At 67.3% G+C, this 16,300-nt stretch carries 14 protein-coding genes; 10 read left to right on the forward strand and 4 right to left on the reverse strand.

Features of this window, described 5'->3' with window-relative positions:
- Nucleotides 1-16: 16 nt before the first annotated feature.
- On the reverse strand, nucleotides 17-2,254 hold the full coding sequence (locus M4D77_RS10340; protein ID WP_259936149.1) for an NADP-dependent isocitrate dehydrogenase: 2,238 nt from the start codon (nucleotides 2,252-2,254) through the stop codon (nucleotides 17-19).
- 327 nt (nucleotides 2,255-2,581) lie between these two features.
- Complete coding sequence (gene sigK / locus M4D77_RS10345) at nucleotides 2,582-3,136, reverse strand: ECF RNA polymerase sigma factor SigK (RefSeq protein WP_058249824.1); 555 nt, start codon at nucleotides 3,134-3,136, stop codon at nucleotides 2,582-2,584.
- A 255-nt stretch (nucleotides 3,137-3,391) separates the two neighbouring features.
- Between sigK and M4D77_RS10350 the strand changes: the two genes are divergently transcribed.
- From M4D77_RS10350 to M4D77_RS10360, 3 genes are read left to right on the forward strand one after another with little or no spacing between them, the layout of a single operon-like run.
- Nucleotides 3,392-3,997 carry a DNA-3-methyladenine glycosylase I gene (locus M4D77_RS10350; RefSeq protein ID WP_259936150.1) on the forward strand — a complete coding sequence of 202 codons (606 nt, stop codon included), beginning with the start codon at nucleotides 3,392-3,394 and terminating at the stop codon, nucleotides 3,995-3,997.
- Between the two features lie 29 nt (nucleotides 3,998-4,026).
- A complete protein-coding gene (locus M4D77_RS10355) occupies nucleotides 4,027-4,773 on the forward strand; it encodes an Asp/Glu/hydantoin racemase (RefSeq protein WP_068971208.1) in 747 nt (248 codons plus the stop codon).
- Nucleotides 4,770-5,165, forward strand: a complete 396-nt coding sequence (locus M4D77_RS10360) for a PPOX class F420-dependent oxidoreductase (RefSeq protein ID WP_259936151.1) — start codon at nucleotides 4,770-4,772, stop codon at nucleotides 5,163-5,165. The genes M4D77_RS10355 and M4D77_RS10360 overlap by 4 nt, the downstream gene beginning before the upstream one ends.
- Here the strand turns inward: M4D77_RS10360 and M4D77_RS10365 are convergent.
- A complete protein-coding gene (locus M4D77_RS10365; protein WP_259936152.1) occupies nucleotides 5,149-5,676 on the reverse strand; it encodes a DUF6611 family protein in 528 nt (175 codons plus the stop codon). The genes M4D77_RS10360 and M4D77_RS10365 overlap by 17 nt on opposite strands.
- 363 nt (nucleotides 5,677-6,039) lie before the next feature.
- Between M4D77_RS10365 and M4D77_RS10370 the strand changes: the two genes are divergently transcribed.
- Genes M4D77_RS10370 through M4D77_RS10400 form a run of 7 tightly spaced genes read left to right on the forward strand, consistent with a single transcriptional unit; the run spans nucleotide 6,040 to nucleotide 14,919 of the window.
- A complete protein-coding gene (locus M4D77_RS10370) occupies nucleotides 6,040-6,138 on the forward strand; it encodes a potassium-transporting ATPase subunit F (protein ID WP_211539599.1) in 99 nt (32 codons plus the stop codon).
- Nucleotides 6,139-6,144: 6 nt separating this feature from the next.
- Complete coding sequence (kdpA, locus tag M4D77_RS10375) at nucleotides 6,145-7,950, forward strand: potassium-transporting ATPase subunit KdpA (RefSeq protein WP_259936153.1); 1,806 nt, start codon at nucleotides 6,145-6,147, stop codon at nucleotides 7,948-7,950.
- Nucleotides 7,947-10,073 (forward strand): potassium-transporting ATPase subunit KdpB, encoded by a 2,127-nt coding sequence (kdpB, locus tag M4D77_RS10380; RefSeq protein ID WP_259936154.1) that lies wholly within the window; start codon nucleotides 7,947-7,949, stop codon nucleotides 10,071-10,073. Before kdpA ends, kdpB begins: the two co-directional genes overlap by 4 nt.
- A gap of 5 nt (nucleotides 10,074-10,078) precedes the next feature.
- A complete protein-coding gene (locus tag M4D77_RS10385) occupies nucleotides 10,079-10,714 on the forward strand; it encodes a potassium-transporting ATPase subunit C (RefSeq protein ID WP_259936155.1) in 636 nt (211 codons plus the stop codon).
- 19 nt (nucleotides 10,715-10,733) lie between these two features.
- Nucleotides 10,734-13,292: a sensor histidine kinase KdpD gene (locus M4D77_RS10390; protein WP_259936156.1), complete on the forward strand. Its 2,559-nt coding sequence runs from the start codon at nucleotides 10,734-10,736 to the stop codon at nucleotides 13,290-13,292.
- A complete protein-coding gene (locus M4D77_RS10395; protein ID WP_259936157.1) occupies nucleotides 13,289-13,993 on the forward strand; it encodes a response regulator in 705 nt (234 codons plus the stop codon). The genes M4D77_RS10390 and M4D77_RS10395 overlap by 4 nt, the downstream gene beginning before the upstream one ends.
- Nucleotides 13,990-14,919, forward strand: a complete 930-nt coding sequence (locus M4D77_RS10400) for an aminoglycoside phosphotransferase family protein (protein ID WP_259936158.1) — start codon at nucleotides 13,990-13,992, stop codon at nucleotides 14,917-14,919. The genes M4D77_RS10395 and M4D77_RS10400 overlap by 4 nt, the downstream gene beginning before the upstream one ends.
- 614 nt (nucleotides 14,920-15,533) lie before the next feature.
- On the opposite strand, the gene M4D77_RS10405 is transcribed toward M4D77_RS10400, so the two are convergent.
- Nucleotides 15,534-16,286 (reverse strand): maleate cis-trans isomerase, encoded by a 753-nt coding sequence (locus M4D77_RS10405; RefSeq protein ID WP_259936159.1) that lies wholly within the window; start codon nucleotides 16,284-16,286, stop codon nucleotides 15,534-15,536.
- Between the last annotated feature and the right edge of the window lie 14 nt (nucleotides 16,287-16,300).

Here is a 16,300-nt window from a genome sequence, read left to right on the forward strand (position 1 = left end):
CCCCCCCACTTCCAGATCAGCGCTGCGCGTTCGCGAGTGCCTCGTTGAACGTCGTGCTCGGACGCATGACGGCGGCGGTCTTGTCCCAGTCGGGGTAGTAGTAGCCGCCGATGTCGACCTGCTCGCCCTGCACCGCGTTCAGCTCCTCGACGATCTTGTCCTCGTTGGCCGCGAGGGTTTCGGCCAGCGACGAGAAGTGCTTCGCGAGGTCGTCGTCCTCGGTCTGCGCGGCGAGTTCCTGAGCCCAGTAGAGCGCGAGGTAGAACTGGCTGCCGCGGTTGTCGAGTTCGCCGGTCTTGCGCGACGGCCCCTTGTCGTTCTCGAGCAGCTTGCCGGTGGCGGTGTCGAGGGCCTTCGCGAGGAGAACGGCGCGCTTGTCGTCGAACTTCTTGCCCACGTCCTCGAGGCTCACCGCGAGCGCGAGGAACTCGCCGAGCGAGTCCCAGCGGAGGTGGTTCTCCTCGATGAGCTGCTTGACGTGCTTCGGTGCCGAGCCGCCCGCGCCGGTCTCGTAGAGTCCGCCGCCGGCCATCAGCGGGACGATCGACAGCATTTTGGCGCTGGTGCCGAGTTCCAGGATCGGGAACAGGTCGGTCAGGTAGTCGCGCAGGATGTTGCCCGTGGCCGAGATGGTGTCCAGGCCGCGGACGACGCGCTCGAGGGTGTACCGCATGGCGCGGACCTGCGACATGATCTGGATGTCGAGGCCCTCGGTGTCGTGATCCGGCAGGTACTTGTGGACCTTCTTGATCAGCTCGTTCTCGTGCGGGCGGTACGGGTCGAGCCAGAAGAGCACCGGCATCCCGGAATCGCGGCACCGGTTTACGGCCAGCTTGATCCAGTCCTGGATGGGCGCGTCTTTGACGATGCACAGACGCCAGATGTCGCCCTCTTCGACGGTCTGGGTGAGCAGCACCTCACCGGTCTCCAGATCGGTGATGTTGGCGGTGCCGCCCGCGGGGACCTCGAAGGTCTTGTCGTGCGAGCCGTACTCTTCGGCCTTCTGCGCCATCAGGCCGACGTTGGGCACCGTGCCCATCGTCGTGGGATCGAACTGCCCGTTGGTCTTACAGAAGTTGATCATCTCCTGGTAGATGCGGGAGAAGGTCGACTCCGGGTTGACGGCCTTGGTGTCCTTGAGCCGGCCGTCGGCGCCGTACATCTTGCCGCCCGCGCGGATCATGGCCGGCATCGAGGCGTCGACGATGACGTCGCTGGGGGAGTGGAAGTTGGTGATGCCGCGGGCCGAGTCGACCATCGCCAGCTCGGGGCGATGCTCGTGGCACTTGTGCAGGTCGTCGATGATCTCCTCGCGCTGCGCGCTGGGCAGCGACTCGATCTTGCTGTAGAGATCCGACAGTCCGTTGTTGACGTTGACGCCGAGCTCGTCGAAGAGTTCGCCGTGCTTCTCGAAGGCCTCGCGGTAGAAGACCTTGACCGCGTGCCCGAAGACGATCGGGTGCGAGACCCGCATCATGGTGGCCTTGACGTGCAGCGAGAACATCACGCCGGTCTTGTAGGCGTCGTCGATCTGTTCCTCGTAGAACTTGATCAGGGCCTTCTTGCTCATGAACATGCTGTCGATGACGTCACCGTCGGTCAGCGACACCTCGGGCTTGAGCACGAGGGTCTCGCCGGCGTCGGTGATCAGCTCCATCTTGACCTTGCGGTCGCCGGAGACGGTCATCGACTTCTCGCCGTGGTAGAAGTCGCCTTCGCGCATATGGGCGACGTGGGTGCGCGACGCCATCGACCACTCACCCATGCTGTGCGGGTGCTTCTTCGCGTACTCCTTGACCGCCTTCGGTGCTCGACGGTCCGAGTTGCCTTCGCGCAGAACGGGGTTCACGGCGCTACCGAGGCACTTGGTGTACCGGTGGCGAATCGCGCGCTCCTCGTCGGTCTTCGGGTTGCCCGGGAAGTCGGGCAGGTCGTAACCCTTGCCCTGGAGCTCCTTGATGGCGGCGAGCAGCTGGGGGACCGACGCGGAGATGTTGGGGAGCTTGATGATGTTGGTGTCGGACTTCTGGGTCAGCTTGCCGAGCTCGCCCAGGTTGTCGGTGACCTTCTGGTCATCGGGCAGGAGGTCGGAGAACTCGGCGAGGATGCGAGCCGCGACTGAGATGTCGCTGGTCTCGACGGTGATCCCGGCCGCCCCGGCGAACGTGCGCACGACCGGCAGAAACGCGTGAGTGGCGAGCATGGGTGCCTCGTCGGTCAGCGTATAGATGATGGTCGGCTGTTCGGCACTCATGCGATGTGTTCTCGATTCTGTCTTGGTCGACGCGTTTGTGTGTTCGGCCTTGTGGGTCCGGTTTTACCGATATCACGACGGGGATGGACTCGCGTGACATCCACCCATGATTTTGCCTGTCCGGGCCGGGCGGCGGGAGACGTGGTCGGTGGATTCGCGTCGAACGCCAGGTGGTAACGGCTGTGACCTGGCCTGCGTCCCAAAATTTGTGTGGTCGACGCCACAGATGGTTCGCCCGGGTGCCGACATGAGTCGACCCCACTCGGTTGGCGGGTGATCGCCGTCGAGCGGGGTCGGTCGGGACGGTGGGGCTTGGCGCGGGTGGTGTCAGGCGACGCGAACCGGCACGGTCTGCCGGAGTCTGATCAGGCCGTCCCGGATGCGGGACTTGACGGTCGGCAGGGCGACGTCGAGATGCTCGGCGACCTCGCGGTAGGTGAGCCCATGGAAGTAGGCGAGCTCGATCGCCTGGCGCTGCAGCGGGGTGAGGGTTTCCAGGCCGGTGTGGATCAGGCGGGCGATCTCGCGTCGCTCCACCGATTCGCTGACCTCGTCGACCTCGCGACCGGTGTCGGCGATGCCGTAGGCGACGGTCCGGCGGGTCGCCGCCGACTCGGAGCGCACGCGATCGACCGCGCGACGATGCGCGAGAGTGAGAATCCACGACAGTGCGGAGCCGGACGCGGGATCGTAGGCGTCGGCATTGCGCCAGACCGCCAGGAACGTCTCCTGGGTGGCCTCCTCGCTGTAACCCGGATCGCGGAGGACCCGCAGCGTCATGCCGTAGACCCGGTCGCACGTCGCGTCGTAGAACTGCGCGAACGCGTCCATGTCGCCGGTGGCCACCCGGGCGAGGAGAGTGCTCAGTTCGGTGTCTTTCATCACGAAGCTCCTTGCCGCAGATGGATTGTCCCGCTCTCGGGGCTCACATCGGGCGGCATTGCGCCGGGTGGCCGAGTTGCGATGTGTCCAACGCTAGGCCCCGCGCTGCGAAAAGTGATCATCGCGACACACAACGGGACGCTTTCGCAATACTTGGTAACGGGGAGATAACGGCGGCGCTCGCGCCCTCCGAATCGCCGGTGAGCTGGGATGTCGGTGTCGCGGAGTAGCCTCCTCGCGACGAGAGGGGCGTGCATGCCTGACGACACCATAACGATCGCCGACGGTCGAGCGCGTTGCCTGTGGGCGGCGCGTGAGCCGGAGACCACCTACCACGACACGGAGTGGGGATTCCCGATCGCCGGCGACACGGCGCTGTTCGAGCGCGTCTGCCTCGAGGGTTTCCAGTCCGGGCTGAGCTGGCGGACGATTCTGATCAAGCGGGAGAATTTCCGGGCCGCGTTCGCCGGATTCGACATCGAGCGCGTGGCACGCTTTACCGACGCCGACGTCGCCAGGCTGCTCGCCGACGCCGGCATCATCCGACACCGCGGCAAGATCGAGGCATCAATCAACAATGCGCGCCGGGCCGTTGAGCTGATCGACGAGCAGGGGTCGCTGGAGTCCTATTTCTGGAAGTATGCCCCCGCCGGGGACCACGTGCCGGGTTCGATGACGACCTCGCCCGAGTCGCTCGCTCTGTCGAAGGACCTGAAGAAGCGCGGCTGGCGATTCGTCGGTCCGACCACGATGTTCGCCCTCATGCAGGCGACGGGAATGGTCAACGACCACGCCTACGGCTGCGTGATCCGCGAGGACGTGGAAGCGGCGCTGCGCAAGGCGACCCCGCACAAATTGTAGACAATCCGACAATGTGCCATCATCCCTGCATGACGGCCCAAATCGGCATCGGGATGGTGTGCCCGTTCGACATGGCTCTCGATCGTGAGCTGTGGCGGTGGATGCCGGATTCGGTGTCGCTGTACTTCACCCGCACCGGTTTCATCGACGCGCCCGTGGACGTGGAACTGTGCCGCGACCTGAACAACCACGCCGAGATCGCCGCCGCCGTGCGGGCCGTCTCGTCGGTCGGGCCGCGCGCCTTCGGTTACGCCTGCGCATCCGGCAGCTTCGTTTACGGAATGGCGGGCGCGCTCGAGATCTCGAACTGCATGCTCGCGGCCGGCGCCGACCGGGCGGTGACGACGTCCGAGGCCCTGATCCGCGCCCTTGATGCGCTGAACGTCGGTACGCTCTCGGTCGCCACGCCGTACACCGCGTCCCTCACCGGCCTGCTGTGCGATTTCCTCGCCGAGTCCGGCCGGAGCGTCGTCGCCCAGGCGGGACTCGGCCGGAACTCCGAGATCTGGACCATTCCGTACCACGTGACCGCGGACCTCATCCGCGCCGCGGACCACCCCGACGCCGACGCGATCTTCGTGTCCTGCACCAACCTGTGGACCTACGACATCCTCGCCGGGCTCGAAGCCGAACTCGGCAAGCCCGTCCTGTCGGCGAACCAGGTCACCGCCTGGGCGACCCTGTGCGACGCCGGGGTTCTCGGTGAGATCAACGGGCCCGCCGGCTCGTCGGACGGCCATGCGCAGACACTGTTTGCCCGTAGCATTGCCGCATGACCTCGAGCGCGGCGACATTCGGCGAAGCAGGCACCGCCAAGTACGTGAATCTGACGACCTACCGCAAGGACGGCACTGCGGTGACCTCGCCGCTGTGGGCGGCGCTCGACGGCGACCAGCTCGTCATGTGGACCGTCGCGGATTCGTGGAAGGTCAAGCGTCTGCGACGCGATCCGCGCGTCGTCGTGCAGGCCTGTGACGTCCGGGGCCACAAGACTTTCGGTGCACCCGTCAGCGGCACCGCCGAGGTGCTCGACGCCGCGGACAGCGGCCGCGTCAAGAAGGCGATCGCCGACAAGTACGGACTCCTCGGCAAGATCACCATGCTCGGCAGCAAGCTCCGCCGGGGCGACCACGGCAGCGTGGGGATCGTCATCACGCCTGCGGTCTGACGCGCTGCTGGGTGCACAGTCCACGGATGTGGGAGTGGCATTCGGTCCAGATCTGCTCGTGGGCGACCGCGTCGATCTGGCCGGATCGAAGCTGGTCGTCGGCTCGGCGCAGCCGTGCGGCGACCATTCGAAGTGCATCTCGCCGCTCGGTCTCGCATCTTGGGCGCATCCTGGGGTCCTCGATCCACACCTCCATCATCGCCTGGCGTGGCCGGGTCTCGCGGGTGGCGAGCCACGCGGCCACCGCCGGAATCGGTGTCAGGATCACCGCGCCGACGACCGCCACCGCACCGGAGGTACCCACCGCGGCCGCCAGGACGATGGTGACCAGGAGCAGCACCCCCGTGATCGCTGCACTGTGATGCCACGCCCGCAGCCAACGACGCTCTCGTACGGTCGCCCCGGGCGGGAAGACGGTGATTCGGTGACAGGTGTCGTGATGCGCATGGTCCGTCGTGGCGAAGCCCCAGAGGGGTCCGGCGTCGAATACTCGCGTGATGATCCCGGTCATGGCACCGATGTCTACTCGCGCCGGCGCCTCACACAGACCGTCTGAACGCGATCTGAACGTCGCAGCGGGCGATCCGTACGCGATCTTGACACCCCCGTCGACTCGGTGCGTCCGTACGATTCGCGGCCCGGATCACCGGCTCTGCCAACGCCTCGTCAATTTCGCTCCCCGGCGCGTATGGAACGCGTTAAGGACTGCCGCAGACGACGTCGATGCGCACCATCCTGTCATGAGCCCACAGATCGGTGGGCTGTGCGAAAGGGAGTGAGTGATCGTGGCGGATGTGTTGTACGTCGTGCTCGCCGTGGGAGGGTTCGCCCTGCTCGTGCTTGCATTGCGCGGAATCGACCTCAGGATCAAGAAGTGACCGTGGATGGGGTGACCAACGTCGTCCTGCTCGCCCTGGCGACGGCGGTGGTCGCCTTTCTGTTGGTGGCGCTGGTGTTTCCGGAGAGGTTCTGATCCCAGATGAGCACAACCGTTTCAGGCCTGCTGCAACTCACCGCACTCGTACTGGTGCTTGCCGCTGTGTACGTTCCCCTCGGCGACTACATGGCGCGCGTCTACACCAGCGACCGGGACCTCTTCGCCGAGCGCGTCTTCTACCGCGTGGCCCGTATCGATCCGCGGAGTCGACAGACCTGGCTGGGCTATACGTTGGCGGTTCTCGGCTTCTCGCTGATGTCGTTTCTCGCATTGTTTCTCATCCAGCGCATGCAAGGGGTCCTGCCGTGGTCGGACGGTAAGCCGGGAGTGGATCCGTCGATGGCCTTCAACACGGCGATCTCGTTCGTCAGCAACACCAACTGGCAGTCGTACTCACCCGAGGTCGTGATGAGCAACCTCACCCAGATGGTCGGGTTGGCGGTCCAGAACTTCGCATCCGCGGCCGTGGGGATGGCCGTGGCGATCGCGGTGATCCGCGGCATCATCGACCGTCGTGCCAGCGGCCAACTCGGCAACTTCTGGGTTGACCTGGTGCGAGGTGTAATCCGAATCCTGTTGCCACTCAGTCTGATCGTCGCGACGTTGCTACTGACACAAGGTGTGGTGCAGTCATGGCACTCCGGCTTCGGGTGGACCGCGCTCGACGGCACCGACGCACGCAGTGTGATCGGTCCATTCGCCTCCCAGGAAGCGATCAAGGAGCTCGGTACCAATGGCGGCGGTACGTTGTCGGCGAACTCCGCGCACCCGTTCTCCAACCCGACCCCGTTGTCGAACATCATCGAGAACCTCGCGCTCCTGCTGATCCCGGTGTGCCTGACGCGCACCTACGGAACGCTGGTCCGTGACCGGCGGCAGGGGATGACCATCCTCGGCGTCATGGCGGCCATCTGGGCAATCATGCTCACGGTCGTCTGGACGTTCGAGAGCGGCACGGCCGGAGCGGCATCCGCTGCTGCGGGGGCCATGATGGAGGGCAAGGAGGTACGGCTCGGGGTGCCGGCCTCGGCCTTGTTCGCCGTGTCGACCACCGGGACCTCGACCGGTGCCGTCAACTCCATGCACGACAGTTTCTCCGCCGCCGGCGGGGGAGCGCTGATCTGGAACATGCTCCTCGGGGAGGTCGCGCCAGGCGGGGTGGGATCGGGGCTCTACGGCATCCTGGTGATGGCGGTGATCACCGTGTTCATCGGGGGGCTCCTGGTCGGGCGGTCACCGACCTTCCTCGGCAAGCGGATCGGCCAGCACGAGATCACCTTGGCGGCTCTGTATGTGCTGGTCATGCCGGCACTAGTGCTGGCGGGTGTGGGCATCTCGATGATCCTGGGCTCGACCACCGATGCGCAAGGCAACAGCGGAGATCCGGGAACGCCGGGCTCGATCCACGGCTTCGGCGAAGTGCTCTACGCCTATGCCTCGGCCGCCAACAACAATGGCAGTGCATTCGGTGGGCTCACCGTCACCAGCGATTGGTTCCAGGCCTCGCTCGGAGTGGCGATGTTGCTCGGACGGTTCCTGCCTATCGTGCTCGTGCTCGCTCTGGCCGGTCTGCTGGCGCGGCAACGTCCCCGCGGCATCGAGATGTCGGGTGGTGACGGGGTCAGCGCAGATGCGATGCTGGCCGCCGAGATGCCAGCGGGAGGATCGAATGGGGCGCGCACCGCAGTGCTGTCCGCCCCGGCCGAGGCCGAGGAGTCGGCCCGTGCCACCCTGCCCACCCACGGACTGCTGTTCGGATTCCTGCTCGCGGCGACGATCCTGCTCGTCGCGGGACTCACCTTCTTCCCGGCGATGGCGCTGGGACCGATAGCCGAGGCCCTTCTGTGACAACGCAACTCTCTGAAACCGACGATCCCGCGGACACTCGGGACGCCCCGGATCGCGACGCCACTCCGGCACTGGTGTCGAGCGGTGCGTTCGACGCCCGCTCGCTCGTGACCTCCCTGCCGCTCGCGCTCCGCAAGCTCGACCCGCGTGATCAGGCGCGCAACCCGGTGATGTTCGTGGTGTTCCTCGGTGCGGTCGTGACCACGGTTCTCGCTGTGGCACAACCGTCGTGGTTCACCGCGACGGTGGCGGCCTGGCTGTGGTTCACCGTGCTGTTCGCCAACCTGGCCGAGGCCGTGGCCGAGGGTCGCGGACGCGCGCAGGCAGACAGCTTGCGAAAGGTCAAGCGCGACACGATCGCTCGTCGAATGCGGCAGGACGGCTCGATCGAGGAGGTGTCGGGCAGCACGTTGGCCATCGGCGACCTCGTGGTCGTCGAGGCAGGTGAGACGATCGCCGGCGACGGCGATGTCGTCGATGGGATCGCCACCGTGGACGAGTCGGCGATCACCGGTGAGTCGGCGCCGGTCGTCCGCGAATCCGGCGGCGATCGCTCGGCGGTGACCGGCGGAACCGTGGTGCTCTCCGACCGCATCGTCGTCCGGATCACCACGGCCCCCGGGGAGACCTTCGTCGACCGGATGATCGCGTTGGTCGAAGGTGCCGCCCGTAAGAAGACCCCCAACGAGATCGCGCTCGACATCCTGCTGACCAGTCTCACGGTTCTCTTCGTGCTCGCCGTGGTGGCCGTGGGGCCGATGCAGGAATATGCCGGACAGTCGCCCGACCCGGTGAAGCTGATCGCGCTCCTGGTCTGCCTCATCCCCACCACGATCGGGGCGCTGCTGAGCTCGATCGGCATCGCCGGCATGGATCGGCTGGTGCAGCGCAACGTCCTGGCCATGTCGGGGCGCGCGGTCGAGGCGGCCGGCGACATCGACACCCTGCTGATGGACAAGACCGGGACGATCACCTACGGCAATCGTCGTGCCACCGACCTGTTCCCGGCACCGGGAGTGTCCGTCGAGGAACTGGCACGGGTCGCCCACCGGTGCAGCCTCGCCGACGACACCCCAGAGGGACGAAGCATCGTCGACCTCTGCCGGACCGCGTACGGGGTGGCCGCCGCTTACCAGGGGACCGACACGATCATCCCGTTCACCGCGCAGACCCGGATGAGTGGAGTGGACTCCCGGGCCGATGGTGTGACAAGCGGCGGGGCCCCGGTCGAATACCGCAAGGGCGCCGCCGATGCGGTCACCCGGTGGGTCACGGCCGGGAAAGGCGTCGTCGACGACACGGTCGCCGCCGACGTGGAACGGATCTCGTCGGCGGGTGGCACACCCCTGGTGGTCGGCGTCCGTGCCCACGGGCAACCGGCCCGGGTCATGGGCGTGATCGCGCTGTCCGATGTGGTGAAGCCCGGCATGACAGCGCGGTTCGCGCAGCTCCGCGCGATGGGCATCCGCACCGTGATGGTCACCGGAGACAATCCGCTCACCGCACGGGCGATCGCCGACGAGGCCGGTGTGGACGACTTCGTCGCCGAGGCGACACCCGAGCAGAAACTGGATCTCATCCGGTCCGAGCAGGCCGCCGGACGGCTCGTCGCGATGACCGGCGACGGTACCAACGACGCACCCGCACTGGCGCAGGCCGACGTGGGGCTGGCGATGAACACCGGAACCTCGGCGGCCAAGGAAGCCGGCAACATGGTGGACCTCGACTCCGACCCGACCAAACTCATCGAGGTCGTCGCCATCGGCAAGCAGTTGCTGATCACCCGGGGTGCGCTCACGACGTTCTCGCTCGCCAACGATCTAGCGAAGTACTTCGCGATCCTGCCCGCGATGTTCACCGCCGTCTATCCGCAGCTCGATGCACTCAACATCATGGGACTCCACTCGGCGCAGTCGGCCATCGTGTCCGCGGTGATCTTCAACGCACTGATCATCGTGGCGCTCATCCCGCTGTCCCTGCGTGGTGTGCGATACCGGCCGGGCTCGGCGTCGACATTGTTGGGACGCAACCTGCTCGTCTACGGGATCGGCGGCGTGCTCACACCGTTCGTCGGCATCTGGCTGATCGATCTCGTCGTTCGATTCGTACCGGGAATGGGCTGATCACCATGAACACACTTCTGTCCGCATTCTTACGCCAGTGCGTTGCCGCCGCCGTCGTGCTCCTCGGCCTGACGATGCTCGTGGGGGCCGCCTATCCCGCTGCGGTCTGGGCGATATCGCGAGTGGATACGTCCAAGGCCGAGGGCTCGCGACTGACGGACGCGGCCGGTTGCACGATCGGCTCGTCCCTCATCGGTGTCGATCCCCAGGTGTCCCCGGGGGCGCCTGACCCGTATCTACACGCGCGAGTGGTCGGTGCCGAGGGCGAACCGATGGCGACTGGCGACCCATCGGCGTCCGCAGCGAGCAACCAGGGCCCGAACAGCGAGCTCCTGCTGACCAACGTCACCGCGCGTCGCGCGCTGATCGCCGCACGGGAGGGAGTGACACCCGCGCAGGTGCCCGCCGACGCGGTGACCGGGTCGGGGTCGGGACTCGACCCGCACATCAGTCCCGCCTATGCCGGGCTACAGGTCGCCCGGCTCGCGCGCGAGAACCGTCGGTCACCCGCGGAGATCGAGGCGGTCATCGCCGCGCACACCGAGGACAGACAGTTCGGATTCCTCGGTGAGTCCCGCGTGAACGTCCTCGAGGTGAACCTCGAGCTGGGGCACGTGCCGCCCGGCTGTCGCGCCCCGTGAGCGCGGTTAGACTCGGCCGATGACGTCAGCGGCGACCGGGCACCACGATGGTCGCGGCAAGCTGCGGGTCTTCCTCGGATGCGCGCCCGGTGTCGGCAAGACCTACGAGATGCTCGCGCAGGCCAGAACCCTTGTCGACGAGGGCACGGACGTCGTGATCGGGGTCGTCGAATCCCACGGTCGGGTCGCGACCGCCGCTCTCTCGGAAGGTGTGGAGGTCGTCCCGCGCACCAGACGCCCCTACCGCGGGACACCGCTGGAGGACATGGACCTCGACGCGGTGCTGGCTCGCCGGCCGCAGGTGGTGCTGGTCGACGAGCTCGCACACACGAATGTCCCCGGGCTCCGAAATCGCAAGCGGTGGGAGGACATCGAGGATTTGCTCGCCGCCGGGATCGACGTCTACTCGACGATCAACATTCAGCACCTGGAGAGTCTGAACGACGTCGTCGCCCAGATCACCGGAGTGGTGCAACGGGAGACCGTGCCCGACGACATCGTGCGTGGTGCCGACGAGATCGAACTCGTCGACATAGATCCGCAAGCGTTGCGCCAGCGCCTGTCCGCGGGCAAGGTCTACCCGAACGGGCGGGTCGACGGTGCCCTGGCCAACTACTTCCGGCAGGGCAACCTCACCGCTCTGCGTGAGCTCGCGCTGCTGTGGCTGGCCGACCAGGTCGATGACAAGCTCGCGGATTACCGTGCGGCACATTCGATCACCGACACCTGGGAGGCGCGTGAGCGTGTCGTCGTGGCCCTGACGGGCGGCGCCGAGTCCCCGACACTGCTGCGGCGTGCGAGCCGGATCGCGTCGCGGTCGAGTGCCGAACTGCTCGCGGTGCATGTGGTCCGAGGTGACGGACTCACCGGTACCGGTGTCGATCTCGCCGCGCTCAAAGAGCTCGCGACCGGGTTCGGCGCGCGGGTCCACACCGTGGTCGGCGACGACGTGCCGCGGACCCTGCTCGAGTTCGCGCGCGGCGTGAACGCCACCCAGCTGGTGCTGGGAACCTCTCGACGCCCGCGGTGGCAGCGGGTCTTCGACGAGGGCGTCGGGGCGACTGTGGTGAGCGAGAGCGGTCGCATCGACGTTCACATGGTGACCCACGATGAGACATCGCGCCGGTCCCGCCTCGACATCCGGGACACCCGATACCACCGCCCACTGAGCTGGGTGTTCGCCGCCCTCGTCCCGCTCGCCCTGACCGGGGTGTTACGTCTGCTGGATCCGTGGCTCGGCTTCGCCAGCCAGTCGGCTCTGTACTTCGTTGCGGTGCTGGCGGTGTCGATGCTGGGCGGCATCCTGCCGGCCGCCCTGTCGGCCGTGATCTCGGGCCTGCTGCTCAACTACTTCTTCACCGATCCGCGGTTCACCTTCACGATCAGCCAGCCCGACAACCTGATCACCATCCTGGTGATGCTGCTCATCGCGGTAGCGGTTGCCGCACTAGTGGATTCGGCGACCGTGCGCCGCGCCCAGGCGCAGGAGGCGACGCGGGAGGCCGAACTGCTGGCGCTGTTCTCCAGCGTCGTGCTCGGCGGTGCGGACGTACCGGTCCTGCTGGAACGGCTCCGGGAGACCTACGATCAGGCGGCGGTGTCGGTCGTGCGGCGGACCTCGCGCGAGGGCCGGATCGTCGAGGCCGCGATCGGCGGATCGCCGCCGACGGTGCCGGACGACGCCGACACCGTGTGCGTCGTGCCGGGCGACGAATTCGAGTTGCTGCTACGCGGACCGAAACTCGGAGCCCGGGATCGACGGGTGCTGGCCGCCGTGGCCGGCCAGGCCGCGGGTGCGGTGCAGCGTCATGCGCTGGAGGTCGAGGCGGCCAACGCCGAGGCCCTGGCACGGACCGACGAGCTACGGCGGGCCCTGCTGTCGGCGGTCGGACACGACCTGCGGACGCCGCTGGCCGCAGCCAAGGCCGCCGTGTCGAGTCTGCGCGGCGACGACGTCACATTCAGCCCCGAGGACACCGCCGAACTGCTCGCGACCGTCGACGAGTCGGTCGACCATCTCACGTCGCTCGTGGGTAATCTGCTCGACTCCTCCCGACTCGCCGCGGGTGCTGTCCGGCCACACCTCCGGCGGACCTTCCTCCCGGAGGTGGTGCACCGCGCGGCGGCCACGGTGACCGGCACCGGATTCGGCCCGGAGCAGGTCCCTGTGCTGGATATCGCACACGCGTGGGCCTACACCGATCCGGGGTTGCTCGAACGTGCGTTGGCGAACCTCATCGACAACGCGCGCCGACACGGCGGCGGCGGGCAGGTCGAGATCACCGCCCGGCTGACCCCCGCCGACCCACCCCGATGTGTGATCCGGGTCGTCGACCACGGAACCGGTCTCCCGGTCGCGGATCGAGACCAGATCTTCGTGCCCTTCCATCAGGGTGGCGACACCAGCGGCGCGTCTTCGGGGGTGGGTCTGGGGCTGTCGGTGGCACGGGGATTCGTCACGGCCATCGGGGGTGTGCTGAGCGTCGAGGACACGCCGGGCGGTGGCGCCACCATGGTCGTCGACCTGCCCGCGACCGACGAGGACACGCACACACAGACCGAAGGGCCCACTCGATGAGCGCCGAGAAGACGCGGGTCCTGGTCGTCGACGACGAACCGCAGTTGTTGCGGGCCCTACGGATCAACCTCAACGCGCGTGGCTTCGCGGTGACGACCGCGGCCACCGGTGCCGCCGCGCTGACAGCGGCCGCGCGGGAGAACCCGCACGTCGTGGTCCTCGATCTCGGCCTGCCCGACATCGACGGCCTGACGGTTCTCGAGGGACTGCGCGGATGGACGACGGTGCCCGTCATCGTCCTGTCGGCGCGCACCGACGCTGCCGACAAGGTCGTCGCCCTGGACTCGGGTGCCGACGACTACGTCACCAAACCGTTCGGCATGGAGGAGTTCTTGGCCCGTCTGCGAGCCGCGCTACGGCGCGGAGCAGTGTCGCACGCGACGTCGGAGTCCCCGGTGGTGGACGCGGGTGCCTTCGTCGTGGATCTGGCCGCCAAGCAGGTGACGCGGGGGGAGGTTCCGGTCCACCTGACGCCGACCGAGTGGGGCATCCTGGAGATGCTGGTGCGTCACGAGGGAAAACTGGTGTCGCAGAGTGACATCCTGACCACGGTGTGGGGCCCGGGGTACCTGGGACAGAGCAACTACCTGCGCGTCTACCTGGCGAGTCTTCGACGCAAACTCGAGGAGGACCCGGCGCATCCGCGGCACCTCCTGACCGAGGCCGGGATGGGCTACCGGTTCGTCCGTGGCGCACCGTGATCACGGCGTCGGACATCCCGGTCGGTCTGGCCGAGCAGGCCGCGCTCGGTCCGCTGTGGGTGGACTGGCTGTCGCGTCTACCGGGCGCGGTCTCGGCCCTCCTGGGCGAGTGGGGATTGAGTCGTGACGGCGACGAGTTGTGGCACGGGTTCGAGTCACTCGTCGTTCCCGTGCTCGATCGGCAGGGTGCGCGGGCGGTCCTCAAGGTGGCGTTCGACGGTGACGACGAAGGTGCGCAAGAAGCTCTGGGACTGCAACATTGGCATGGTCGCGGAGCGGTACGCATGTTGCGCGCCGATCCACGTCGTCGCGCGATCCTCCTCGAACGACTGACGCGACGCGATCTGACCACCGTCGACGATGACGAAGCATGTCGGGTGGTCGCCGGTCTCTACGGCCGGTTGCACGTCCCCGCGCCGGGGCGTCTGGCGCTCCTCACCACACATCTCGAGCGCTGGCTGGACAACCTGGCCGGCATCCCGCGGGACGCGCCGGTACCGCGACGGTTCGTCGAGCAGGCGCTGTCGGTCGGCCGAGACTTCCTGGCCGACACGGCCACGGTGGGTGTCATCGTGCACGGCGACCTGCACCACGAGAACGTCCTCGCCGATGCCGACGGCCGATGGGTCGCCATCGACCCCAGCCCGATGTCGGGGGATGCGCACTACGAACTCGCCCCCATGCTGTGGAATCGCCTCGGCCCGCGCGTATCCGACGTCCGGTACGACATCCGCCGCCGCTTCTACACCATCACCGATGCGGCGGACCTCGATCCGGACCGGGCCCGCGACTGGGTCATCGTCCGGATGATCCTCAACGCGCACTGGGCGATCGAGGACGCCGACCGCGCGTCACGCCCGCTCCGACCGGCCGACCGGGAGTGGATCACCACCTGCATCACCGTCGCGAAAGCGGTGATCGACTGATCCGTCGACCGTGCGCCGATTCTCGTTGACAGCGCGTCGAGGTCGAGGAGCCCTCCCTCCGCTGGTTGAGCCGGCACGTCTCGCTGGTTGAGCCGGCACCCCCCCTCCGCTGGTTGAGGCGGCACCCCCCTCCGCTGGTTGAGGCGGCACCCCGCTCCGCTGGTTGAGCCGGCACCCCCCTCCGCTGGTTGAGGCGGCACCCCCTCCGCTGGTTGAGCCGGCAACGAGCCGCTAGGCGAGTCGCCGTGTCGAAACCACCTGGTGACCCGAGAAACTCAACTGCCGACAATCAGGCCGGCGTCATTCCGGACTGTCTCAGGATTTCGGCCTGCCGGCGTGACACGCCAGCACGCCTGGCTACGCCTCCGCGACGACATCGACTCGACGTACACATGTGCGGCGCTTTCGGGTTGGTCGAATAAGGGCCGAGATCCATATGGGTTTGTCTGGTTACCAGGTGGTTTCGACACGGCGCCTCGCTCCGCTCGGGGCCGGCTCAACCAGCGGGTGGGGACACCCCTCAACCAGCGAGTGGGGACGCCCCTCAACCAGCGGGTGGGGACACCCTCAACCAGCGGGTGGGGACACCCTCAACCAGCGGGCGGGGACACCCCTCAACCAGGGGGTGGGCCGGGCGGAGAGGTGAACAAGCTCCCGAGTCCGGGAGCGTCGACCGTGAGCCCGGTGAGTCGGAGCCCCTCCCACGCGGTGACCTGATTCGCGGTCAGCACGGATTTGCCGAACTTGGCCTCGAGGTCGACGACCCACATCGCGGTGTGTAACGCGGTGTCGGGGACCAGGATTGCCTGTGCCGATGTGGAATCGGCGGCCGACAGCATCTCGAACAATTCGTCGCCGTCGAACATCCCTGCCTCGGTCGCCGTCCCGATGTCGTTGGCGCGCAGGACCACCACCTCGACACCCGCGTCGGCGAGAAACCCGATGAAGCGGCTCGCCAGTGGTTCCGGATAGGTGGCGGCGACCGCGACCCGTGACAGACCGAGATGCCGGCAGGCCGCGACGAAGGCCAGTGACGTCGACGACGCCGGACGGCCGGACTTTCCGGCGACATCGGCGGCCTGGCGTCGGGCGCCGTCGAAACCGAAGACGAAGCTGCCCGAGGTGCACGCCCACATCAGCGCCGATGGGTGGTGGGCCTGCGCTCGCCGCACGCCGTTGAAGAGGCGGTCCTGCTCGCCGACCGCAGCCATGGCCTCGACGGTGTGGTCGTCGGAGTCCACCTCGGTGATCACGACCGGCAATCGGACCTCGGAATGGGGCTCGACAGCGCCGATCGCGGCCTCGATCAGTTCGAAGTCGTCCTCGGCTGCGTGGCCGGGATAGAGCATCGCGACGGTGGTTGTCACGCCCACACCTCCAA

The organism is Gordonia sp. p3-SID1431 (assembly GCF_025143765.1).
GTDB classification, from domain to species: domain Bacteria; phylum Actinomycetota; class Actinomycetes; order Mycobacteriales; family Mycobacteriaceae; genus Gordonia; species Gordonia hongkongensis.